The organism is Massilia eurypsychrophila (assembly GCF_002760655.1).
Lineage (GTDB): Bacteria > Pseudomonadota > Gammaproteobacteria > Burkholderiales > Burkholderiaceae_D > JAFCUW01.
Map to the genome: position 1 here is coordinate 40,949 of NZ_PDOC01000005.1, position 23,711 is coordinate 64,659.

17 protein-coding genes are annotated in these 23,711 nt (G+C 66.9%); 4 read left to right on the forward strand and 13 right to left on the reverse strand.

All coding sequences use genetic code 11. The features are described from left to right. Positions 1 to 217 precede the first annotated feature (217 nt). Genes carA through CR105_RS10385 form a run of 3 tightly spaced genes read left to right on the forward strand, consistent with a single transcriptional unit; the run spans position 218 to position 6,901 of the window. Entirely contained in the window at positions 218 to 1,375 is a 1,158-nt protein-coding gene (gene carA, locus CR105_RS10375; RefSeq protein WP_099788382.1) for a glutamine-hydrolyzing carbamoyl-phosphate synthase small subunit, read from the forward strand. After that, positions 1,368 to 5,180, forward strand: coding sequence for a carbamoyl-phosphate synthase large subunit (gene carB, locus CR105_RS10380; RefSeq protein ID WP_099788383.1), 3,813 nt, complete (start codon positions 1,368 to 1,370; stop codon positions 5,178 to 5,180). The genes carA and carB overlap by 8 nt, the downstream gene beginning before the upstream one ends. A gap of 11 nt (positions 5,181 to 5,191) precedes the next feature. Further along, positions 5,192 to 6,901 (forward strand): methyl-accepting chemotaxis protein, encoded by a 1,710-nt coding sequence (locus tag CR105_RS10385; RefSeq protein WP_229413871.1) that lies wholly within the window; start codon positions 5,192 to 5,194, stop codon positions 6,899 to 6,901. 74 nt (positions 6,902 to 6,975) lie between these two features. Here CR105_RS10385 and CR105_RS10390 read toward each other — a convergent pair whose 3' ends face one another. From CR105_RS10390 to wrbA, 10 genes are all read right to left on the reverse strand, one after another. Next, on the reverse strand, positions 6,976 to 7,491 hold the full coding sequence (locus tag CR105_RS10390; RefSeq protein ID WP_099788385.1) for a dihydrofolate reductase: 516 nt from the start codon (positions 7,489 to 7,491) through the stop codon (positions 6,976 to 6,978). Positions 7,492 to 7,754: 263 nt separating this feature from the next. Beyond that, on the reverse strand, positions 7,755 to 8,549 hold the full coding sequence (thyA, locus tag CR105_RS10395) for a thymidylate synthase (RefSeq protein ID WP_099788386.1): 795 nt from the start codon (positions 8,547 to 8,549) through the stop codon (positions 7,755 to 7,757). Positions 8,550 to 8,583: 34 nt separating this feature from the next. Next, complete coding sequence (locus tag CR105_RS10400) at positions 8,584 to 9,669, reverse strand: threonine aldolase family protein (protein ID WP_099788387.1); 1,086 nt, start codon at positions 9,667 to 9,669, stop codon at positions 8,584 to 8,586. A 58-nt stretch (positions 9,670 to 9,727) separates the two neighbouring features. Beyond that, complete coding sequence (locus CR105_RS10405) at positions 9,728 to 11,752, reverse strand: methyl-accepting chemotaxis protein (RefSeq protein ID WP_099788388.1); 2,025 nt, start codon at positions 11,750 to 11,752, stop codon at positions 9,728 to 9,730. A gap of 108 nt (positions 11,753 to 11,860) precedes the next feature. Next, on the reverse strand, positions 11,861 to 13,714 hold the full coding sequence (locus CR105_RS10410; RefSeq protein ID WP_099788389.1) for an ABC transporter transmembrane domain-containing protein: 1,854 nt from the start codon (positions 13,712 to 13,714) through the stop codon (positions 11,861 to 11,863). Positions 13,715 to 13,742: 28 nt separating this feature from the next. Continuing rightward, positions 13,743 to 14,813 (reverse strand): lipocalin-like domain-containing protein, encoded by a 1,071-nt coding sequence (locus CR105_RS10415; protein WP_099788390.1) that lies wholly within the window; start codon positions 14,811 to 14,813, stop codon positions 13,743 to 13,745. Next, entirely contained in the window at positions 14,813 to 17,362 is a 2,550-nt protein-coding gene (locus tag CR105_RS10420) for an FtsX-like permease family protein (RefSeq protein ID WP_229413873.1), read from the reverse strand. The genes CR105_RS10415 and CR105_RS10420 overlap by 1 nt, the downstream gene beginning before the upstream one ends. Further along, complete coding sequence (locus CR105_RS10425) at positions 17,359 to 18,768, reverse strand: FAD-binding oxidoreductase (RefSeq protein ID WP_099788391.1); 1,410 nt, start codon at positions 18,766 to 18,768, stop codon at positions 17,359 to 17,361. The genes CR105_RS10420 and CR105_RS10425 overlap by 4 nt, the downstream gene beginning before the upstream one ends. Next, complete coding sequence (locus CR105_RS10430) at positions 18,758 to 19,165, reverse strand: DUF2069 domain-containing protein (protein ID WP_099788392.1); 408 nt, start codon at positions 19,163 to 19,165, stop codon at positions 18,758 to 18,760. Before CR105_RS10430 ends, CR105_RS10425 begins: the two co-directional genes overlap by 11 nt. Further along, on the reverse strand, positions 19,162 to 19,773 hold the full coding sequence (gene wrbA, locus CR105_RS10435) for an NAD(P)H:quinone oxidoreductase (protein WP_099788393.1): 612 nt from the start codon (positions 19,771 to 19,773) through the stop codon (positions 19,162 to 19,164). Before wrbA ends, CR105_RS10430 begins: the two co-directional genes overlap by 4 nt. A 91-nt stretch (positions 19,774 to 19,864) precedes the next feature. Between wrbA and CR105_RS10440 the strand changes: the two genes are divergently transcribed. Further along, complete coding sequence (locus CR105_RS10440) at positions 19,865 to 21,187, forward strand: YihY family inner membrane protein (protein ID WP_099788394.1); 1,323 nt, start codon at positions 19,865 to 19,867, stop codon at positions 21,185 to 21,187. A gap of 19 nt (positions 21,188 to 21,206) precedes the next feature. Here CR105_RS10440 and CR105_RS10445 read toward each other — a convergent pair whose 3' ends face one another. From CR105_RS10445 to CR105_RS10455, 3 genes are read right to left on the reverse strand one after another with little or no spacing between them, the layout of a single operon-like run. After that, on the reverse strand, positions 21,207 to 21,512 hold the full coding sequence (locus tag CR105_RS10445) for an Mpo1-like protein (RefSeq protein ID WP_099788395.1): 306 nt from the start codon (positions 21,510 to 21,512) through the stop codon (positions 21,207 to 21,209). A gap of 15 nt (positions 21,513 to 21,527) precedes the next feature. Beyond that, entirely contained in the window at positions 21,528 to 22,337 is an 810-nt protein-coding gene (locus tag CR105_RS10450) for an alpha/beta fold hydrolase (RefSeq protein ID WP_099788396.1), read from the reverse strand. A gap of 1 nt (position 22,338) precedes the next feature. After that, positions 22,339 to 23,649 (reverse strand): O-acetylhomoserine aminocarboxypropyltransferase, encoded by a 1,311-nt coding sequence (locus CR105_RS10455; protein ID WP_099788397.1) that lies wholly within the window; start codon positions 23,647 to 23,649, stop codon positions 22,339 to 22,341. Positions 23,650 to 23,711: the final 62 nt, after the last annotated feature.

Genomic DNA, 23,711 nt, shown 5'->3' on the forward strand with positions numbered 1-23,711 from the left:
AAACCATGTTCTCATAGTAAAAGATATTGAACACCGCGTCCCGGCGAGCCCGTCGATGTGGGAAATAAACGTCACACAAATCTTTCCTTGCAGCAAGGAATAATGCCCCATTATAATAATCTCGTCCACTGGGTCGGACGTCATGATCGACTGCGCGGACGGCCGCAGGCGACCGGTGCTGAATACAGCGAGGTGCCACACATTGAATGGAGAGACGATGAAACACCCACTTGCGCACCGCCCTGGCACGGGATCGCCCGCAATCCTCGCGTTGGCGGACGGCAGCACGTTTCGCGGCATATCGATCGGAGCGCCTGGCCATACTGTTGGCGAAGTCGTGTTCAACACGGCAATGACAGGCTACCAGGAAATGTTGAGCGATCCGAGCTACTGCCGCCAGATCCTCACCCTGACCTATCCGCACATCGGCAACACCGGGATCAACCACGACGATGGCGAGTCGGCGAAGGTGCACGCCGCCGGGCTCGTCATCAAGGATCTGCCGTTGCTGGCATCGAATTTCCGCGCCAGCCAAGACCTGGCGTCGTGGCTGTCGGCGCAGGGGATCGTCGCCATCGCCGGCATCGACACGCGCAGGCTGACGCGCCTGCTGCGCGAAAAAGGCGCCCAGAACGGCGCGATTGCCGTCACCGGCGACGCCGACGCGGCGCTGGCGCTGGCGCGCGGTTTCGCCGGGATGGCCGGCATGGACCTGGCGCGCGAGGTCTCGTGCGCGGCGCCGTATGAATGGGTCGGTCAGGAGTGGCAACTCGGCGACGGTTTCGACGAACAGCGCGCGCCGCGCTGGCACGTCGTGATCTACGACTTCGGCGTCAAGGCCAACATCTTGCGCATGCTCGCTTCGCGCGGTTGCCGCGTGACGGTGCTGCCGGCGCAGTCGAGCGCCGCGGCCGCGCTCGCGCTCGCGCCGGACGGCGTGTTCCTGTCGAACGGGCCGGGCGACCCGCAGCCTTGCGATTACGCCATCGCCGCCGCGCGCGAATTGATCGAACGCGGCATCCCAACCTTCGGCATCTGCCTCGGGCACCAGATCATGGCGCTCGCCTCCGGCGCCAGGACAATGAAGATGAAGTTCGGCCACCACGGCGCGAACCACCCTGTGCAGGACCTCGACAACGGACAAGTGATGATCACCTCCCAGAACCACGGCTTTGCGGTCGACCCGGCCAGCCTGCCGGCCAATTGCCGGGTGACCCACGTCTCCCTGTTCGATCAATCGCTGCAGGGCTTCGCGCGCACCGACCGGCCGGCCTTCTGCTTCCAGGGCCACCCCGAAGCGTCCCCCGGACCGCACGACCTGGGACCGATGTTCGACCGCTTCGTGTCGATGATGGAGGCTACCCGCAATGCCTAAACGTTCCGACATCAACACGATCCTGATCATCGGCGCCGGCCCGATCATCATCGGCCAGGCGTGCGAATTCGACTATTCCGGCGCGCAGGCGTGCAAGGCGCTGCGCGAGGAAGGCTACCGGGTGGTCCTGGTCAACAGCAATCCGGCCACCATCATGACCGACCCGGAGATGGCGGACGCCACCTATATCGAGCCGATCCAGTGGGACGTGGTCGCGCGCATCATCGCCATCGAGCGGCCCGACGCGATCCTGCCCACCATGGGCGGCCAGACCGCGCTCAACTGCGCGCTCGACCTGCACCGCCATGGCGTGCTGGCCGAGTACCAGGTCGAACTGATCGGCGCCACGCCGGAGGCGATCGACAAGGCGGAAGACCGCTCCAAGTTCAAGGACGCGATGAGCAAGATCGGGCTGGGGTCGGCCCGCTCCGGCGTTGCGCACAGCATGGCCGAAGCGTGGAGCGCACAGCAGGCGCTCGGCTTTCCCGTCATCATCCGGCCGTCGTTCACGATGGGCGGCAGCGGCGGCGGCATCGCCTATGACGCCGCGCAGTTCCACACGATCTGCGCACGCGGCCTGGAGCTGTCGCCGACGTCGGAACTGCTGATCGAGGAGTCGCTGATCGGCTGGAAGGAATTCGAGATGGAAGTGGTGCGCGACAAGGCGGACAACTGCATCATCGTCTGCTCGATTGAAAACCTCGACCCGATGGGCGTGCACACGGGCGACTCGATCACGGTGGCGCCGGCGCAAACCCTGACGGACAAGGAATACCAGCTGATGCGCAACGCCAGCCTGGCGGTGCTGCGCGAGATCGGCGTCGATACCGGCGGTTCGAACGTCCAGTTCGCCATCAATCCGGCCGACGGGCGCATGATCGTCATCGAGATGAATCCGCGCGTGTCGCGGTCCTCGGCGCTGGCATCGAAAGCGACCGGCTTCCCGATTGCACGCGTGGCGGCCAAGCTGGCCGTCGGCTACACGCTCGACGAGCTGCGCAACGAGATCACGGGCGGCGCGATGCCGGCCTCGTTCGAGCCGGCCATCGATTACGTGGTGACCAAGGTGCCGCGTTTCGCGTTCGAGAAATTCGCCGGCGCCGACGAGCGCCTGACCACCCAGATGAAATCGGTGGGCGAGGTGATGGCGATCGGGCGCACGTTCCAGGAATCGTTCCAGAAGGCGCTGCGCGGGCTCGATGTCGGCGTCGACGGCCTGCGCCGCATGCACTCCGGGCGCAGCGTCATCGAAGAGCAGCTCAGCGCGGCCGGCCCGGAGCGCATCTGGTATGTGGGCGACGCTTTCGCGCACGGCTTCACGCTCGATGAAGTGCAGCGCCTGTCCGGCATCGATCCCTGGTTCCTGGCGCAGATCGAGGACCTGGTCGGCGTCGAGCTGTGGCTCGAAACGCAACGCCTGGAAGCGCTCGACGAGCCGGTGCTGCGCAAGCTCAAGCAGCAGGGCTTCGGCGACCGCCGCCTGGCGGCGCTGCTGCAGACCGATGAGGACGCGGTGCGCGCGCGCCGCCACGCACTGGCAATCCGGCCGGTGTACAAGCGGGTCGATACCTGCGCCGGCGAATTCGCCACCCGCACCGCCTACCTGTACTCGACCTACGACGAGCAGTGCGAGGCCGAACCGAGCACGAAGCGCAAGATCATGGTGCTGGGCGGCGGCCCGAACCGGATCGGCCAGGGCATCGAATTCGACTATTGCTGCGTGCATGCGGCGATGGCGCTGCGCGAGGACGGCTACGAGACCATCATGGTCAACTGCAATCCGGAGACGGTATCGACCGATTTCGACACTTCCGACCGCCTGTATTTCGAGTCGCTGACGCTGGAAGACGTGCTCGAGATCGTGGCGCTGGAAAAGCCGGTCGGCGTGATCGTCCAGTACGGCGGCCAGACGCCGCTGAAGCTGGCGCTGGCACTGCAGGCGAACGGCGTGCCCATCATCGGCACCTCGCCCGACATGATCGACGCCGCCGAAGACCGCGAGCGCTTCCAGGCGCTGCTGCACGCGCTCGACCTGCGCCAGCCGCAGAACCGCACCGCGCGCACCGAGCACGATGCGGTGCGCCTGGCCGAAGAGATCGGCTACCCGCTGGTGGTGCGTCCTTCGTACGTGCTGGGCGGGCGGGCGATGGAGATCGTCCACGAGCGGGCCGACCTGGAGCGCTACATGCGCGAAGCGGTCAAGGTGTCGCACGACTCGCCGGTGCTGCTCGACCGCTTCCTCAACGACGCCATCGAAGTCGACGTCGACTGCGTCTGCGACGGCGTCCAGACGCTGATCGGCGGCGTGATGGAGCATATCGAGCAGGCCGGCATCCACTCAGGCGACTCGGCCTGTTCGCTGCCGCCGTATTCGCTGTCGCAGCAGAGCATCGATGAGATCGAACGCCAGACCCGTCGCTTGGCGATCGGCCTGAACGTGGTGGGCCTGATGAATGTGCAGTTCGCGATCCAGCAGAGCCGGGTCGACGGCAGGGTGCGCGACGTCGTCTATGTACTGGAAGTGAACCCGCGCGCGTCGCGCACGGTGCCGTTCGTGTCCAAGGCGACCGGCCTGCCGCTGGCGAAGATTGCCGCGCGCTGCATGGCCGGGCAGTCGCTGGCCAGCCAGGGCGTGCTCGAACAGCGCTGCTCGGGCTACTTCTCGGTCAAGGAGTCGGTATTGCCGTTTGCGAAGTTCCCCGGCGTCGACACGATCCTCGGGCCGGAAATGCGTTCCACCGGCGAGGTCATGGGGGTCGGCAAGACCTTCGGCGAGGCTTTCTACAAGGCGCAGCTGGCGGCCGGCGTGCGCCTGCCGCGCGGGGGCAAGGCCTACCTGAGTGTCAAGCGCGGCGACCAGGCGCGCGCCGTCGCGCTGGCGCGCCGGCTCGAGGCGGCCGGCTTCACGCTGTGTGCCAGCCACGTGACGGCAGCGGTGATTGGCGCCGCCGGCATCGCCGTCACGCCGATCGATGCTGACAGCGTCATTCTGGCCGCGCTGGCCGCCAGGGAGATCGCGCTGGTGGTGCTGACGGTCGACGAGCACCGCGGCGCGATCGGCGCCTCGCGTGCGCTGCGGGTGGCGACATTGAACGCCGGGACGGTATTCTTTTCGACCATCAGCGGCGCCGAAGCGGGGGTCGAGGCGATGCAGCACGGCGACAGCTACGGCCTGTATGCGCTGCGCGACGTGCAGCGGCAGGGCACGCCAGTGCGCGCGGACGCGCCGCGCGCCGCGCCCGCAGCGGGCGACCTGGCAGCGGCGGTGACGCTGGTGCCGGAGCGGCGCGCCGGCGTGCGCCTGCGCGCCGGCGGGACGGCGCCGCTCAAGCTGTTCATCCGCCAGCCGTTCACCGAATCGGACGATCAGCAGCAGCGCCTGATCGGCGAGATCATGCAGCTGATCGATGGCGCCAACGGCGCGCCGCATGCGTTCGACTACCTGACCGGGATCGTGGCCGAAAGCGCGGCGACGTTCAAGAAGTCGTTCGAACGGCAGTACCAGCGGCCCTTCACGCCGAAGGCCTTCCGCGACCAGCGCCTGCGCCTGCTGGACCAGGCCGATGCGGTGATCAACATCCGCGTCGGCATGAGCGAGAGCAGCGCCTTCGAACTGGCGTATCACATCTTCGAAGGACGCCGCACTCCGGTGCTGTTCCTGGTCTGGAAGCATGCGCCGATCAAGACCACGCTGCTGCGCGAACTCGACGACCTGGTCGATGTGACGTATCTCGAATTCGACCACGCCGCCGAACTGCGGGCCGGCATTCACGCTTTTTTTAACGCAATACAAACTGGGAACTAACTGCCGCCATGATGGATAACCTGAAAATCAAAACCCTCGTCGTCAGCGCACTCGGCTTCCTGCTGCTGCTGATGGTGGTCATCGGCGTGGTTGGCCTGTACGGTGCGCAGCACTCTGTGAGCCTGATCAAGGATGTGACCCTGGCTGAACAGAAGAGCAGCACGGTGCGCACCGCGATCCGGCTCGAAATGGAGACCAACCGCAGCCAGGTGCTGCAGGCGCTGCAGCACAATCCGGCATTCGAGTGGTCGCAGTTGCATGATCACCCGTTGACGGTGCACCACGCGCAGATCGAGGCTGCCACGGCGCGCGCGACGCGCCACTGGAGCGAGTACCTCGCCAACCTTCGCTCGCCGGAGGAAAAGCGCCTGGCGCAGCACTGGCATGCTAACAGCGACGGACTGGGACTCGAATCGGTGAAGGCAGCCGATGCGGCCATCACGGCCGGCAAATGGGACGACGCCGAGGCGATCCTGATCAAGAAGATCAACCCATCGTACCGCGTCGGCGATGTCGCCCTCAAGCAGCTGATCGACTTGTCCGAGGCGCGCGCCGCGCTGCACGCCGCCGATGTCAGCGTCACTATCGGGCGCAGCACCTATGCCACCTTCGCGGTGCTGCTGGCCGGTCTGGTGCTCGGCGCAACGGTCGCCTGGCTGCTGGTGCGCGCCATTTCCGGCCCGCTGGAAGAAGCTATGACGATTGCCACCAAGGTGGCGGCGGGCGACCTCACCGGGCAGATCGCGGCGCACGGCAATAACGAGATCGGCGCGCTGCTGCGGGCGCTGGGCAAGATGAAGTCGAACCTGGCGGGCATCGTCGCCGAGGTGCGCACCAGCACCGACACCATGTCGAGCGCCTCGCGCGAGATCGCGGCGGGCAACATGGACCTGTCCGAGCGCACCGCCGAGCAGGCCGATTCGCTCGAGAAGACCGCCTCGTCGATGGAGCAGCTCACCAGCACCGTCAAGCAGAACTCCGACAATGCGCAGCAGGCCAACGAGCTGGCGATGTCGGCGTCGCAAGTGGCGACCAAGGGGGGGGTGGTCGTGGCGCAGGTGGTGGTGACGATGGGCTCGATCAATGAATCGTCGAAGAAGATCGTCGACATCATCGGCGTGATCGACGGCATCGCGTTCCAGACCAACATCCTCGCCCTCAATGCGGCGGTCGAAGCGGCGCGCGCCGGCGAGCATGGCCGCGGCTTCGCGGTGGTGGCCAGCGAGGTACGCAACCTGGCGCAGCGCTCGGCCGGCGCCGCCAAGGAAATCAAGCAGCTGATCGGCGATTCCGTGAGCAAGGTCGACAGCGGCGCCAAGCTGGTCGACCAGGCTGGCACCACGATGCACGAAATCGTCACCAGCATCCGGCGCGTGACCGATATCATGGGCGAGATCACCCAGGCGAGCCGTGAGCAGGCGGCGGGGCTGGAGCAGATCAACCAGGCGATCGGGCAGATGGACACGATCACCCAGCAAAACGTAGCGCTGGTCGAAGAAGCCGCCGGCGCCGCCGGTTCGCTGCAGGACCAGACGCAGGCGCTGGCGACCGTGGTCAGCGTCTTCAAGCTCGATAGCGCGGCGCAGCCGGCGCGCGAAGGCATGGCCGCGCCCCGCACCAGGCTGGCCGCGCCGGCGCCGCGGGTGGCGCCGGCCGCGCCGGCCAGGCCAACGCGCCAGCGCGCGCTGGCGGTGGCCAACAGCGAGTGGGAACAGTTCTGACGCCGGCGCGCTGCGCGAGCGAACGGCTGGCCGTGCCGGCCGGCCGGGCAGGCGCCAGCGGCGAGCGCAGACGGCTATTTCAATCGGCTGTAGGTAACGAAAGCGTAGTCGAAGTTGTTGGTGTCGGAATGATGGCGCACGCGCGCGCTCTCGGCCCATTCGCCGGTGGCGAGCGGCGGGAAGAAGGTGTCACAGGCGAAGGTGTGGTCGATCTCGGTGACGATCAACTGGTCAGCGAGCGCCATGGATTCGTTGAAGATCTGCGCGCCGCCGATGATGAAGGCCGGTTCATGACCGACCAGCGCAAGCGCGTCGGCCAGCGAGCCGACCGCGTCGACGCCGTCATGGCGCCAGTCGGGATTACGGGTGACGACGATGTTGCGCCGGTTCGGCAACGGGCGGCCGATCGAGTCGAACGTCTTGCGGCCCATGATGATCGGGTGGCCGGTGGTGACGCGCTTGAAATGGGCGAGGTCCTCGGGCAGGCGCCACGGCAGCGTGTTGTTGACGCCGATGCCGCGCTGGGCGTCGATCGCCACCACCAGGGTCAGGCGCGGCGTGGTAGTGGACTGGCTTGGATCGTAGGTCATGGGCTTCCGGGTGAAATTGGCACGCAGTATTCTAGCAGCCGATCGCCGGCGCGGCCGGGCCGCAGCAGCGAGGCGAACTGTTTGGGCGGCAGCGGGCGGCTGAAATTGAAGGTCGTTCAGGCGGGGATAGCCCACGCCGAAGTCGTCGATCGACCCGACGATACCAGTCGGGGTTTTCCTGAGACTGGCGCCATAACGTCCTCCCCGCGCAGATGGCCGTTAACTTGTTTTCGGTGGCTTGATGCTCGGCGATTGCTGCGGCGTCAGACCGCGACAGGCGCCTTGATGTGCGGGTGCGACTCGTAGCCGGCGATCTCGAAGTCGTCGAACTTGTAGTCGAACAGCGTTTCGGGGTGGCGCTTGATGACGAGCTTGGGCAGCGCCAGCTCGGCGCGCGAGAGCTGCAGCTCGACCTGGTCGAGGTGGTTCGAATACAGGTGGCAGTCGCCGCCGGTCCAGATGAAATCACCGACCTCGAGGCCGGCCTGCTGCGCCATCATGTGCGTCAGCAGCGCGTACGAGGCGATGTTGAACGGCACGCCGAGGAAGATGTCGGCGCTGCGCTGGTAGAGCTGGCACGACAGCTTGCCGTCGGCGACATAGAACTGGAATAGCGCGTGGCACGGCGGCAGCTTCATCTTCGGCACATCGGCCACATTCCAGGCCGAGACGATCATGCGGCGCGAGTCGGGGTTGTACTTGATCTGGTCGAGCACCTGCGAGATCTGGTCGATATGGCTGCCGTCCGGCGCCGGCCAGCTGCGCCACTGATAGCCGTACACCGGTCCCAGTTCGCCGTCGGCGTCGGCCCAGTCGTCCCAGATCGAGACGCCGTTTTCCTCGAGGTAAGCGATGTTGGTGGAGCCCTGCAGGAACCAGATCAGCTCATGGATGATCGATTTGAGGTGGAGTTTCTTGGTCGTCACCAGCGGAAAACCGTCCTGCAGGTTGAAACGCATCTGGTAACCGAACACCGAGCGGGTGCCGGTGCCGGTGCGGTCGGTCTTGACGGTGCCGTTGTCGCGCACATGGCGCATGAAATCGAGGTATTGACGCATGACGCTCTCGCAGTAGGATCTAGCCGTGATTGTACTATGCGGCGAGGGCCGACGAGAACAGCGTCAGCGCTTCGCGCACCGCGCCATCGGGCATGTCGAGCAGGTTGTCGCCGACATAGATTTCGACGACGCTGGTGCCCTCCAGCGCGGCGTGACTGGCGCGGCTGAACAGCCAGATGCCATGCTGCGCGGCGAGGTGGTTGCGGATGCCCAGCGCGCGCTCGCGCGACACCGGCAAATGAAGATGCAGCATGTTCGCCTGCGGCGCCGCCGGATTGGGCTTGATCAGCGGATGGGCGCGCAGCTCGCCGTACAGCCATTCGGTGCGCGCAAAGTAGCCGGGCATGGCGGCGAGGCGCTGGTCGAACTGCATCGCTGCCGCCACCACGTAAGGCGAGCGGTGAATGACGTTGCCGCCCTGGCGTCGGAACCACTCGGCGGCGCGGGCGACGAACGGGCCATTGCCGGCCAGCAGCGCGCCACCGAGTCCGCCGATGCCCTTGTACAGCGAGACGTAGGCCGAATCGAAGCCGGCGGCGACGTCGCGCGGCGTGCGCTTGAAGCCGGCCGCCGCTTCCCACAGCCGGGCGCCGTCCATGTGCAGGTGGGCGCCGCGCTGGCGGCAGTGCGCCTTGATCGCCTCAAGCTCGGCCCACGACGGGTTCTGGCCGCCGATTTCGCGCATCGGCACTTCCATCGCCACCGCGCCAAGGCGGTCGGGAATGGCGGCGAGGTCGTCGACGCTCCACGGCCGGTGACGGTCGCCCGCCTGCAGCGCATCGAAGTGGCCGAGCAGCTGGTAGTTCGATTTCTCGTGGACGAGGATGTGGGAGGTCGGGTGCAGCGCGACGAGCCGGCTGGCGCGGTCGTCGCAGGCGAGCCGCAGCGCGGTCACCTGCGCCATGGTGCCGCTGATGCAGAACACCGCGGACTCGAAGCCGAGCAGCGCGGCGATCTTCTGTTCGAATTGCTGGAGCAGGGCGCCGCTGCCGTAGACGTCGTGGGCGACGCCATGTTCCTCGCACCAGGCGCCCATTGCGGCGAACATCTGGGCCGGCGTGCGCGCCTTGTGGCCGGGGAAGACGGTGTGGCAGGAGGCGAGCAGTTCAGCGTCGGTCAAGGCAAACTCCGGTGGACGGGGCTATAACTGTACACCGGTTTGCCGTGCCGGCAAAGAATCAGCGCAGCGCGAGCGCCCTGGAAACGGGTAGCGAATCGGCGTGCCCGGCGCGGTCAAGCTTGAACAGGCGCACCGAGTCGGCCAGCGCCCCCGCCTGTTCCTGCATCGCTTCGGAGGCGGCGCTGGCTTCTTCGACCAGCGCGGCGTTTTGCTGGGTCACCTGGTCCATCTCGTTGATGGCGCGGTTGACGTGTTCGATGCCGTTGCTCTGCTCGACGCTGGCGGCGGTGATCTCGGCCATGATGCCGGTGACGCGGCCAACGCTGGCCAGCACTTCGTTCATCGTGACGCCGGCGTCGGCGACGAGCTTGCTGCCGGCATCGACCTGGTCGACCGAGGCGCCGATCAGCGTCTTGATTTCCTTCGCCGCGGCGGCGCTGCGCTGGGCCAGGTTGCGCACTTCGGTGGCGACGACGGCGAAACCGCGGCCCTGGTCGCCGGCGCGGGCCGCTTCCACCGCCGCGTTCAAGGCCAGGATGTTGGTCTGGAAGGCGATGCCGTCGATGACGCTGATGATGTCGGAGATCTTGCGCGACGACTGGTTGATCGCATCCATCGTGTCGATCACCTTCGCCACCATCGCGCCGCCTTGGCCGGCGACGCTGGACGCGTTGAGCGCCATCTGATTGGCCTGGCGCGCGTTGTCGGCATTCTGCTTGACCGTGACGGTCAGCTGTTCCATCGAGGTGGCGGTGGCAGCCAGGTTGGCCGCCTGCTGTTCGGTCCTGACGCACAGGTCGAGGTTGCCGGACGAGATCTCGCGCGAGGCGGTGGCGATCTGCTCGGCGCCGTCGCGCACCTTGCCGACCACCGACGACAGGCTGGCGCTGATGCCGTTCATCGCCTGCGCCAGGCGGCCGATCTCGTCGCGCTGGCTGCTGTCGATGCTGGCGGTGAGGTCGCCGTCAGCGATCTGCGTCGCGGCGTTCTGTGCGCGCAGCAGCGGGCGCGTGATCGTCGCGCGTACCACCAGGTACAGCACCAGTGCAAACACGCCCAGCGCGACCAGGCCGATGACGATGAAGCGGTTACGCAGCTCGTTTGCTTCGCGCGTGATCTCGTCCTTGTAGGTGCCGCCGGCGATCAGCCAGTTCCAGTCCTTGAAGGTGGCGTAGGCGACCATCTTGTCGCGCGGGCTGGTTTCGCCTTTTTCGGCGTTGAGCCAGGGATAGGTGATCACACCGGTCTTCTTCTCCAGCATTTCCTTGACGAATTCGCGGCCGCTGGCATCCTTGGTGCCGAGGATATTGGCGCCTTGCCTGGTCGGGTGCACCAGCGCGTCGCCGTAGGTTTTTCCCGGCGCCGACGAGAGAACGAAGAGGTAGCCGGTATCGCCGAACTTGATTTCCTTGATCTTGGCCTTCAGCGCTGCCAGGTCGGCGGAGATGTCGACGCCGACGTACAGCACGCCGATCACGGCGCCGCTGCTGTCCTTGATCGGGTCGTATTCGGTGATGTACTGCTTGCCGAACAAGGTGGCCAGCCCAATGTAGCTTTTACCGGCGCGCAGCAGCGGATAGGCGGCGTGGGTCCGGTCGAGCAGGGTGCCGATCGCGCGTTCGCCGTTTTCCTTCTTGACCGAGGTCGACACGCGGACGAAGTCGTCGCCCGTGCTGACGAAAATGGTGGCATTGCCGCCGGTCTGCGCGGTGAAGCGGTCGGGAATGGTGAAATCGAGGTTGACCGGCTTGCCGCCGTTCGTCAGCACCGGCACCTGTTTGCCGGCGACGTCGACGCTGGTAGCCGCGTCGAGAACGAAATCGGGCTCGAAACTGGCGGTCAGGACGCGGGCGAAGCTGGCGACCTGGCTGGTGACCGCCTTGTTGAACATTTCGACCATGTTGACCACGCCGCGCAGCTCACCTTTGACATCATGCTCGGCGCCGTCTTGCAGCAAGGTTGCCGTCGTCATGCTGAAAGCGAGGACGAGAGCGCCAAGGATGACGCCAACCAGCGTGAATGTGAGGGCGGTGATCTTGGCGCCAACGCCCCACGTGGACGGATTGAAACTGTTGCTGCGCATGTAACTCCAATAATATCGGTCAATACAAAAGCGACCGATAGTATCATTCATGTTGCATTGCAGCAATAGATCATATAAAGCCTACTCCACTAAACCACGCAATTCTGGTCAGTGCACCACGTGGACGTGGTGAAATTGCAGCGCTGCCAGGTTGGCGTAGATGCCGCCAAGCGCGACGAGCGAAGCGTGGGTGCCGGTTTCGACGATGCGGCCGTCTTCCATGACGAGGATGCGGTCGGCGCGCTGCACGGTGGCGAGGCGGTGGGCGATGATGACGGTGGTGCGGCCGACCATCGCCGCTTCCAGCGCGCTTTGCACCAGGCGCTCGGACTCGGCGTCGAGCGCGCTGGTGGCCTCGTCGAGCAGCAGCAGGGGTGGATTTTTCAGCAGCGCGCGGGCAATCGCGATGCGCTGGCGCTGTCCGCCCGACAGGCGCACGCCGCGTTCGCCCAGGAACGACTTGTAACCTTGCGGCAGGCGCTCGATGAATTCGTGGGCGGCTGCCAGCTTCGCCGCGGCGATGACTTCGGCGTCGCTGGCGCCGGCGCGGCCATAGCGGATGTTTTCCATCGCGTCGGCAGAGAAGATGACGGTATCTTGCGGCACGATGCCGATGGCGTCGCGCAGCGTGTGCAGTTCGAGCCGACGGATGTCGACGCCATCTAATGTGATCGAGCCCGACTGCGGATCGTAAAAGCGCAGGAACAGCTGGAACAGCGTGGTCTTGCCGGCGCCCGAGGGGCCGACCACGGCCACCGTTTCGCCAGGCAGGATGTTCAGCGACAGGCGCGACAAGGCCGGCGAATCGGGCCGCGACGGGTAGGTGAAGGTGACGTCGGACAGCGCCAGCGCGGCGCCGTTGGCGGCGCGCGCCGGCAGCGCCAGCGGCTGCGCCGGCTCCTGGATGGTCGACTTGGCCGACAGCAGTTCGAGCAGGCGCTCGGTGGCGCCGGCGGCGCGCTGCGCTTCGCCCATCACCTCCGACAGCGCGCCGATCGAGCCGGCCACGATCGAGGCGTACAGGATGAACTGACCGAGGTCGCCGCCGGTCATGGTCCCGGCCAGCACCGCGTGCGCGCCTAGCCACAGCACGAACACGATGGTGCCGAACACCATCACGATGGCGAACATGGTCAGCATCGCGCGCGAGCGGATGCGCTTCATCGCCGTCTGGAAGGCGCCTTCGACCGAGGCGCCGAAGCGCGTCGATTCGATTTTTTCATGGGTGAACGCCTGCACCGTCGGCATCGCGTTGAGGATTTCGCCGGCCATGGCCGATGCGTCGGCGATGCGGTCCTGTGAGTCGCGCGAGAGCTTGCGCACGCGCCGGCCGAACAGCACGATCGGCACCACCACCAGCACCAGCAGGCCGAGGATGATCGAGGACAGCTTGACGCTGGTGACGAACAGCATGACCAGGCCGCCGAGGAACAGCAGCATGTTGCGCAGCGCCATCGAGATGCTGGTGCCGACAACGGCCTGGATCAGGGTGGTGTCGGTGGTGATGCGCGACAGGACTTCGCCGGTCTGGGTGGTCTCGAAAAACTCGGGGCTCTGGTTGACGACGTGGCGGTAGACGGCGCTGCGGATGTCGGCGGTGACGCGTTCGCCCAGCCACGAGACGATGTAGAAGCGGGCGGCGGTGGCCAGCGCCAGTACCGTGGCGACGCCGAACAGCGCGAGGAAGGTGGCGTTGACGTTGCGGATGCTGGTGGCGCCGGCGGAGGCGCCGAAACCCAAGTCGATCATCTGCTTGAATGCGTACGGAATGGCCAGCGTGGAGGCGGCCGCCATGACCAGCGCGACGCCGGCCATCAGAAACTGGCGGCGGTACGGACGAAGAAACGGGAACAGGCCCTTAAAGGCGGAGAGGCTGCCCTTGCGGTCCGAATCGGGTACTTTGGCGCTGGCGGTGTCGCCGGTTGTGCTACCGGTGGTGCTGCTGGTGGAGCTGTTGGTCATTGTCAGTGCTTCTGATGTTCGTTTTATTTTAAAGAGTCATCGGCTTGAAGTAGCCCGTCAATTCCAGATATCCATGCCCGGCCGGCGCGCCGTCGCGCATGATCGTGACCGCGCCTTCCCAATACACCGCGCCGGTCGAGCGCCGCGAATCGAGCTCCTGGTCGTCCTGCAAGGGCCTGATGCTCCAGCTGGTGGCGCCGGTGACGAGCGTGGTGGCGACCGGATAGACGGCGTTGGTGCGCGGCGACTTCCACTGCGCCTGCGGGGTAAAACTGACCTGGCCCGACGAATACCGCGTCACCTTGCCGGAAGCATCCCGCAAGGTCGCGTGCGCCCATAGTTTACCACCTTGTTTGCCGCGAATCTGGAAAGCCATCAGTGCCGAGCCGTCGTCGAGGTTGGCGCCGACCCAATCCCAGCCCTGCGCGTCCGGGTCGAGCGCGGTGCTGGACCATTCGTGATCGAACCAGGCGTCGCCGGTGACGGCGGCCGGCGCGGCGCCGGCGCGCCCGGCCATGCCGGTCACTTTCATGTTCGGCAAGCTGTAATAGTAACTGGCCTGGTCGGGTTTAGGGCCCTTGCGCGAGTAGCCGTCGTCGCCCTGCACCAGCACCGGCTGGCTTTCGGCCAGGCGCAGGTCGAGCGTCAGTTCGGGCGACTTGATGGTGACGGTGTAGACGCCGTCGGCGCCGCGCACCATGCGCCAGTCGTCGAGCTTGAGGTCGGTGGTGCCGGTCCTGGCGTAGGCCAGGCCAAAGCCTTCTCGCGCGCTTTTCTGGTCGTGCAGCAGGCGGCCGACGGCCGGGTCGGACAGCGCGGCGTGGCCGAGGATGAGCTGCTTGGGCGCGAAGGCGCTCGGGTTGGCGTCGTCGTGGCCGGTGCGGCTGCGAAAGAACGTCACCTGGAAGCCGAGCGGCTTGCCGTCGGCCGTCTTCAGCCAGCCGGTCACGTACCACCATTCGGTCTTGAACTCGGGGTGGGCGCCGTAATCGGCCGGGAACGACAGCGGCCGGCCAGGCACCACCTTTGCCATCACCGGTTCGGCGGCCTGGACGATCTGGGACAACAGCATCAACACGATGATCAGCATGAAACGCATTACCAGTCCTCCCTGACTGCGCGGATTGGGCCGCCCGACAGCGCGTAGCGGCCGGACACGAGCGCCGTCAGCACGGACGCTGCCAGCAGCAGCGCGGCGACGGCGCCCAGCAGGCCCCACGGCAGGTGCAGCTGCATGGTCCAGTGGAACGACTGCGGGTTGACGACAAAGACGAGGATCAGGCTGATGAGCAGTCCGAGGCCGAAGCCGCACGCCACGCCGAGCGCCGTCAGCGCGCCGCCTTCGAGCGCGAGGATGCGCAGCACCTGGCCGCGGGTGACGCCGACGTGGCGCAGCATGCCGAATTCGCGCGCGCGCGCCAGGGTCTGCGCCGAGAAGGTGGCGGCGACGCCGGACAGGCCGATGGCAATCGCGATCGCCTCGAGCAGGTAGGTGACGGCGAAGCTGCGGTCGAAGATCTGCAGGCTCATGGCGCGGATCTCGCCCGGTTCGGCCAGCTGCAGGCCGGCGCCGAAAGGCAGGGCGCGCACCTGCTTGACCAGTTCGGCCGAGGTGGCGCCGGGGCGCATCCACAATGCCGCGTCGCTGACGTCCTGGTCGCCGGTCAGCGCGCGGTAGTCGTCGAGTCGGATCTGCACCGAGCCGGCCTGGCTGGCATAGTCGCGCCAGGCGCCGGCAATGAAGAACGTCTGCAGGCGGCCATTGAGCGGCACTTGCAGGGTTTGGCCGACCTTGACGGCGTACAGGTCGAGCATCGCTTCCGACACCCAGGCCGGCATGCTGCCCGCCGGCGGCGCGGCGGGGGCGCCGACCAGCACCATCGCCTTGGCCGGATCGGCGACGTCGATGTGGCGGGCGATCAGCGAGATCGCGGGGCGCGCCGGGTCAAGCGAGACGTCGCGCGTACGCAGGAAATCGGCGCGGCCAACCGCGGGCAGGGCGGCGAGGGCGGCCTGCTGCGGCGGGCCGAAAGCGGCCGTATTGCCGGCCGCGGCCTGGCGCACGTACAGGTCGGCCGGCAGAATCTGCACCAGCCAGTCATCGACCGAGACGCGAAAGCTCGACACCATGATCGCCATCGCCACCATCAGCGAAAAGCTCGACAGGATGCCGCCGAGCGCGATCGCCGCCTGGCCGGAGGCGTTGGCCAGGCGCGCCAGAGTCAGCGCCGGCACCGCGCGCTGGCTGCCGCGCGCCATGGCGATGCGGTTGACGGCGCCGAACACGAAGCTGGCCAGGCGCGGCATCATGCCGATGCCGCCGATCAGCAGCAGCGCGATGGCGGCGTAGCCGAACAGCGGCAGGTCGAACAAGGGTGGAGCGAGCGTCAGCAGCGCGGCGACGACGAGGCAAACCAGCGACGGCCAGACGCGCGCCAGGCGCGACAGCGCCGCTTCGTCGCTGCCCGACTTGAGGGCGACGGCCGGCGCCGCGCGGGCCGCTTCGAAGGCCGGCGCCAGGCAGCCGAGCAAGGCGACGCCAAGGCCGAGCGCAAAGAACACGAACGCGGCGATCGGGGTGAAGACGACGGTCGGGCGCACGCCGGAAAAGAAGCCGGCGCCCAGGTCGGCGCCGAAGTAGCGCAGCGCGGTGGCGGCCAGCGCGTAGCCGGCGGCGATGCCGAGCGCCGCGCCGATCAGGCCCAGGCTGGCGCCTTCGAGCAGCACCTGGCCGAGCAGTTGGCGCCGTTCGACACCGAGCACGCGCAGCAGCGCGAACTGGCTGCGGCGCCGGATCACCGACAGCGCCTGGGTGGAAAACACCAGGAAGGCGCCGGTAAACAAGGCCACCAGCGCGAGCACGGTCAGGTTGACGCGGTAGGCGCGCGAGAGCGTGTTGGTGCGGCTTTCCTGGTCGGCGTCGTTAGGCTGGGCGACCAGGAAGCGGCCGGGGAACTCGCGCTCCAGTTCAGTGGCCAGCGCGCGTTCGAAGGCGCCGCGATCGACGCCCTCGCGCAGCTTGAGGTCGATGCGCGAGAGCTTGCCGGCCAGGTTGAAGCGCCACTGCGTCGCGCCGATGTCCATCACGCCGAGGCGCTGGCCGGCGCGCGCGCGCAGCAGGGGGCCGGCCACGCGCAGCTTGAAGTCGGTGGCGCCGGCGCGCAGCACGACGCTGCTGCCGGTCGACGCTTTGAGCCACGTCATCGCGGCCGGCGACAGGAACACGGCGTCGTCGGCCAGCACGTCCATGCGGCGCTCGGCCGGCGGCACGCCCATCAGGTCGGGCGAAATGGCGCCGGCGCGAAACGGATCGAGGCCGATGATCTCGAGGGCGCCGCGCACGCCCGGGACGCCGGCCTCGATGGCGAGCACAGGGGAGGCGAGCGCCACACCGTCGCGCTGGGCCAGGCGCGGGTAGATCGCTTCGTCGAACAGCGCCTCGCGCCCGCTGACCTGGATGTCGGCCTGGCCAGCCAGGCTCTTGACGGCGGCGGAGAACTCGTTGAAGGCGGCGGCGTTGATCAGATGGATGGCGAAACCCATGGACACGCCGACGGCGATGGCGGCGATGGCGAGCAGGGCGCGCACCGGATGGGCGCGCCATTCGCCAAACAGCAGCCAGCGCGACAGCAGGCCCGGCCCCGTCACAGTACTTTGCCGGGGTTCATGATGCCGAGCGGGTCGAGCGCGCCTTTAATGGCGCGCATCATGTCCAGTTCCACCTTCGATTTGTAGCGCGCCAGGTCGTCGCGCTTGAGGGCGCCGATGCCGTGTTCGGCCGAGATCGAGCCCTGGCAGGCGTCGACGCTGTCGTGCACGATGCGGCTGATGGCGGCCTGGTTGGCGAGGAACTGCTCGTGCGGTTCGCCGTCGGGCGGGGCGACGTTGTAGTGCAGGTTGCCGTCGCCGAGGTGGCCGAAGCAGACCACTTGGCACTGCGGGAAGGCCTGCTGCAGTTTGGCGCCGGTGCTGTCGATGAAGTCGGCGATGCTGGACGCCGGCAGCGAGATGTCGTGCTTGATGTTCTTGCCGGCGGCCGCCTGCGCCAGCGGAATGTGTTCGCGCAGCTGCCACAAGGCGCGCGACTGGGCGCTGGAAGTGGCCAGCACGGCGTCGTCGGCGAGGTCGAGTTCGACCGCTTGCTCGAGCCCGCCTTCCAGCAGCGCGACCGCGTGCTGCTCCGATTCGCTGCTCGACACTTCGAGCAGCACATAGTGCGCGTGGCGCTGGACGAACGGCTTGGGCAGGTGCGGAAAATGGGTGGCGACGAGCCGCATGCAGTAGTCCGACATCAGCTCGAAGCCCGTCAGGCTGGCGCCGCAGCGGTCCTGCATCAGGTTCAGCAGCGACAGCGCGTCGCGCGGCGAGGCCAGCGCGACGAGCGCGGTGAGCGTCGATTCGGGCAGCGGAAACAGCTTGAGGACGGCGCCGGTGATGATGCCGAGCGTGCCTTCGGCGCCGATGAACAGGTCGCGCAGGTCGTAGCCGGTATTGTCCTTGCGCAGGCCGCGCAGGCCGTTCCAGATGTCGCCGTGCGGCGTGACCACTTCGAGGCCGAGGCACAGTTCGCGCGCGTTACCGTAGCGCAGCACGGCGGTGCCGCCGGCATTGGTCGACAGGTTGCCGCCGATAGTGCAGCTGCCTTCGGCCGCCAGCGACAGCGGGAACAGGCAGTCCTGCGCGGCCGCGGCCTGCTGGATGTCGAGCAGGATGCAGCCGGCGTCGACCGTCATGGTGCGGTTGACGGCGTCGATGGCGCGGATGCGGTTCAGGCGCGCCGTTGAGAGCACCACGGCCTGGCCGCTGGCGTCGGGCACGCCGCCGAGCACCAGGCCGGTGTTGCCGCCTTGCGGCACCAGCGCGATGCGCGCGTCGCTGCAGGCGCGCACCAGCGCCGCCACCTGCGCGCTGTCCTTCGGGCGCAGCACCGCCAGAGCGCGGCCAGTGAAGCGGCCGCGCCAGTCGGTCAGGTACGGCGCACAGTCCTGCTGCGATGTCAGCACGTAGTCGGGGCCGACGATGGCGCGGCAGCGCTGCAGGAAATCAGCACTCATTTTTGGCCGGCTTGACCTTGTCGATCAGTTCCTGGGCGAGCTTCTTGGCGGCCTTCTTGTACGGCCGCAGGTACAGCAGCGCGCACACGAAATAGATCACGACCAGGCCGACTTCGCCCATCGCCATGGTGCGCGACAGCGGCAGCAGGTCGCTCCAGGCGCGCACCACGCCTTCGGTGAAGTACAGCAGGATCACCATCGCCGACCACTGCAAGGTGTAGATGTCGCGCTTGATGACGCCGCGCAGCGGAATGAGCAGCAGCACCGCCTTGAGCGCCAGGATCGAACCGCCCGGGCGCAGCGGCGCGACCCACATTTCCCAGGCAACCAGCCAGGCGATCAGCAGCACCAGGCTGATGATAGCGCCGAGGTGAAAATATTTTTGCGAAGTCATCATCGTGCTCCCTGCAGGGTAGCCGCGGTTAGCGCCAGGCGTCGTCCAAGCGCGATCGCGAGCCGTTTTTCGTCGTCGGTGACGGCCTTGTCGCCGTCGATGCCAGACCAGTGGGTGGCGCCGTACGGGCTGCCGCCACTGGAGGTGGTCATCAGTTCAGGGTGGGTGTAGGGTAGGCCCATCACCATCATGCCGTGGTGCAGCAGCGGGATCATCATCGACAGCAAGGTCGATTCCTGGCCGCCGTGCAGGCTGCCGGTGGATGTAAACACCACCGCCGGCTTGCCGGACAGGGTGCCGGCGAGCCACTCGGCGGCGGTGCCGTCGAGAAAATACTTGAGCGCCGCCGCCATGTTGCCGAAGCGCGTGGGCGAGCCGAGCGCCAGGCCGGCGCACTCGGCCAGGTCGGCCAGCTCGACATACGGCGCGCCGCTGGCCGGGATGTCCGGCGCGGTCGACTCCGCCACGGTCGACACGGCCGGCACGGTGCGCAGGCGCGCGTCGACCCCGGGAACGCTTTCGATCCCCTGGGCGATCAGCTCGGCCAGCTTGCGCGTGGCCCCATGGCGTGAGTAGTACAAAACGAGAATTGTCGGAGTGGGTTGGTTCATCGTTGGTATTATAGGGCGCTTTACACTCTGATATAACCGCTGCCGGATGCTTTCTAAAACAGTCCATTCACTTTCGAGGTCGACCAGCGAGATGATCAACGTCAGCGTGGATATTGTGCGCGGACTGACCTGGAGCGAGGCGCGCGATTTGCTGCGCTTCGCCGGGCGCCGCCTGAACGAGGAGAAATTGCCGCAGGTGGCGGGCAGCCTCACCTTCACCACCACCCTGGCGCTGGTGCCGCTGCTGACGATCGTGCTGGCAATCTTCACCACTTTCCCCGTCTTCAATTCTTTCCGCGCGTCGCTGGAAGGTTACTTCGTGCAGACGGTGATGCCGAAGGGTATCGCCAATACCGTCATCAACAATCTTACCCAGTTCGCCAGCAAGGCCACGCGATTGTCGGCGGTCGGCGCGGTGGCGCTGCTGTTTACGTCCAGCGCGATGATGGCGACGGTGGAACGCGCTTTCAACCAGATCTGGCGCGTGCGGCGCCCGCGGCCGCTGGCGCCGCGCATCATGATGTACTGGGCGCTGCTGACGCTCGGGCCGCTGCTGTTCGGCCTGTCGCTGACGGTGACGTCGCAGTTGTTCATGGCCACCAACGACTGGATGCGCCCGATGCCGGTGGTCGGCGCGCTGCTCTACACGCTGGTATCGGTGGGCCTGACGACCGGCGCCTACATGCTGCTGTACATGGCAGTGCCGAACCGCTACGTCGACTGGCGCGACGCGATCTGGGGTGGCCTGGTGGCGGCGGTGGCGTTCGAAATCGCCAAGCGGCTGTTCGGGATTTTCATCAAGCAGTTCCCCAACTACACGATGATCTACGGCGCGCTGGCGGCGCTGCCGCTGTTTCTGCTGTGGATTTACCTGTCGTGGATGATCACGCTGGTGGGCGCCTTGATCACCGCCGCGCTGCCGGTGGTGAAGTACGAGCGCTGGTGGTACGAGCCGGTGCCCGGCGGCGCCTTCGTCGACGCGGTGGCGATCCTGAAGGTGCTGCACGACGGCGCCAGGGTGGCCGATTCGGCGCTGGTGTCGTCGGCGTCGATCCGCGCGCATACCAGGATCGGCTACGAGGAGATGACGTCCTTGCTGGACCGGATGGTCACCGAGGGCTGGGTAGGGCGCGTGCAGGCTGACGTGCCGGCGCGGCTGCGCTGGGGCAAACGGGTCAGGGAGAGCGACGACAACTGGGTGCTGCTGATTAATCCGGACAAACTCAAGCTGTCGGACGTGTACCGCCTGTTCGTGTTCGGCGGCAGGCCGGCCGATGCCGGCGCGGCCAAGGACCTGGACCAGGCCTCGGCGATGACGCTCGATACGCGGGCGCTGGCCGGGAAAGTGGAGGAGGCCGTCGAGCGCGGGCTGGAACAGACGCTGGCCGAGCATTTCGGCGTAGGCGCGCGGTAACGCAAGCGCATTTACGGCGTTACCAGCTGAGTTTGCCGGTCAGCATCTGCCAGTACATGATCCAGTCGGCGCGCAATGAAAACAGCGGCTGCGCGAACGACGCCGGCATGTTCTTCTCGAAGACGAAGTGGCCGATCCAGGCGCCACCGTAGCCGGCTATCAGCGCGGCAAGAATCCACCACGGCCTGCCGGTCACCACCAGCATCGCCAGCGCAACGAGCGCCAGCGACGAGCCGATGAAGTGCGTGCGCCGGCACATGCGGTCGGCATGCTGGGTCAGGTAGAACGGATAGAACTCGGCGAAACTGGCAATCTTGGCGACCATGCAATGCTCCTGGTTTTAAACGCTGGTGGCGGCGAACGCGAACAAGGCGTCGAGCACCGCGCCGGGCTGCTCGCTCATCAACGAGTGGCCGGCGTCGACGTGAACGATTTTGCCATGCGCGACGCACGACGTCAGCATTTTCGTCGAGCGCGCCGGCGTCATCATGTCCTTGCTGCCGACGATGAACAGCGTCGGGCACTGCAGCGCGCGCGCGGCCGCTTCGCCGTTGGCGTACGCATTGCAGGCGGTGAAGTCGGTGTGGAACAGGTGCTGCGGGTTGATCGCCGACATGCGCTGCATCAGCCGGCGCGACACGCCCATCGTGCTCACGCCCGCCGACGGACAGGATGGATTTTGCGCCCGCATCGAATGCGAGAAGATATTGACCATGTCGATGGCGGCCGGTTCGTCGCTGCGCGAGGTCTCGAGCAGCGCGTCCGACACCTTCATCGGGTAGGTCGTGCCCAGCATGGCGACGCCGCTGACGCGCTGCGGCGCCAGGTACGACGCCTCCAGCGCCACCAGCGAGCCCATGCTGTGCCCGACCAGCATGGCGCGCTCGACGCCGGCCGCGTCCAGCACCGCCAGCAGCCAGCCGGCCATGTCTTCGACGCTGGCCTTGGCGGCGCCCTTGCTGCGGCCGTGCCCGGGCAGGTCCACCGCCAGCACGTTGTAGCCGTGATGGGCGAAGTAGCGGGTCTGCTGGCTCCATACCGAATGGTCGTTCTGGGCGCCGTGGATGAACACCACGGTCGGTCGCTCGGCATCGAAGGGCCGCCCGCCGGTGTAGCAGTATGCCTGCGCGCTTTCTGCAAGGAGGATCATGTCAGGCTCCTTTCTGCGACAGCTTCAGGCCGCGCGCGAGGTCTTCGATCAGGTCGTCCACATCTTCCAGGCCGACCGACAGGCGCATGGTGCCTTCCTTGATGCCGGAGGCGGCCAGCTGTTCGGCCGGCACGCGGAAGTGGGTGGTCGAGGCAGGGTGGATCACCAGCGACTTGGCGTCGCCGACGTTGGCCAGGTGCGAGAACACCTGCAGCGCGTCGACGAAGCGGCGGCCGGCGGCGCGGTCGCCCTTGAGGCTGAACGAGAACACCGCGCCGCAGCCTTTCGGCAGCAGCGTCTTGGCCAGTTCGTAGTCGGGGTGCGAATCGAGTTCCGGGTAGGAGATTGAATCGACCGCGGCGTGCGACTGCAGGAATGCGACCACCTTGCGGGTGTTGGCGACGTGGCGGTCCATGCGCAGGCTGAGCGTCTCGATGCCCTGCAAAATGGCGAAGGCGTTGTGCGGGCTCATGACGGCGCCGAAGTCGCGCAGGCCTTCGCGGCGGGCGCGCAGGGCGAACGGCGCCACGGTCGACTCTTCGGCGAACACCATGCCGTGGAAGCCCTCGTAGGGTTCGCACAGTTCGCCGAAGTGGCCGTGTTCCTCGTAGGCGGCCTGCCAGTCGAAGGTGCCGCCGTCGACCAGCAGCCCACCGATGGCGGTGCCGTGCCCGCACAGGAACTTGGTGGCCGAGTGGAACACCAGGTCGGCGCCGTGATCGAAAGGACGCAGCAGATACGGCGTGGTGAAGGTCGAGTCGAGCATCAGCGGCAGCTTGTGCTCGTGGGCGATGGCGGCCACGCGCGGGATGTCGAGCACGTCGAGGCCCGGGTTGCCGAGCGTCTCGGCGAACAGTACCTTGGTGGTCGGGCGGATCGCCGCGCGCCAGGCGTCGCCGTCGCGCGGGTCGACAAAGGTGGTGTCGATGCCGAAGCGCTTGAGCGTGTAGGCCAGCATGTTGTGCGAGCCGCCGTACAGCGCGCGCGAGGCGACGATGTGCGAGCCGGCGCCGGCGATGGTGGCAAGGCCGAGGTGCATCGCGGCCTGGCCGCTGGCGGTGGCGATGCCGGCCACGCCGCCCTCCAGCGCGGCGATGCGCTCTTCCAGCACCGCATTGGTCGGGTTCGAGATGCGCGAGTAGACGTGGCCGGCGCGCTCCATGTTAAACAGCGAGGCGGCGTGGTCGGAGTCCTTGAAGGCGAACGACGACGTGAAATACAGCGGCGTCGCGCGGGCGCCGGTAGTGGGGTCGGGCGTGCTGCCGGCGTGCAGCGACTGGGTGTCGAAACCGGGGTATTTCGGACCGCTCATGATGGGCTCATCGTGTGGAAAGGATGGGCCGAATCGTAGCACTGATTATGCGGTTGCGAAAC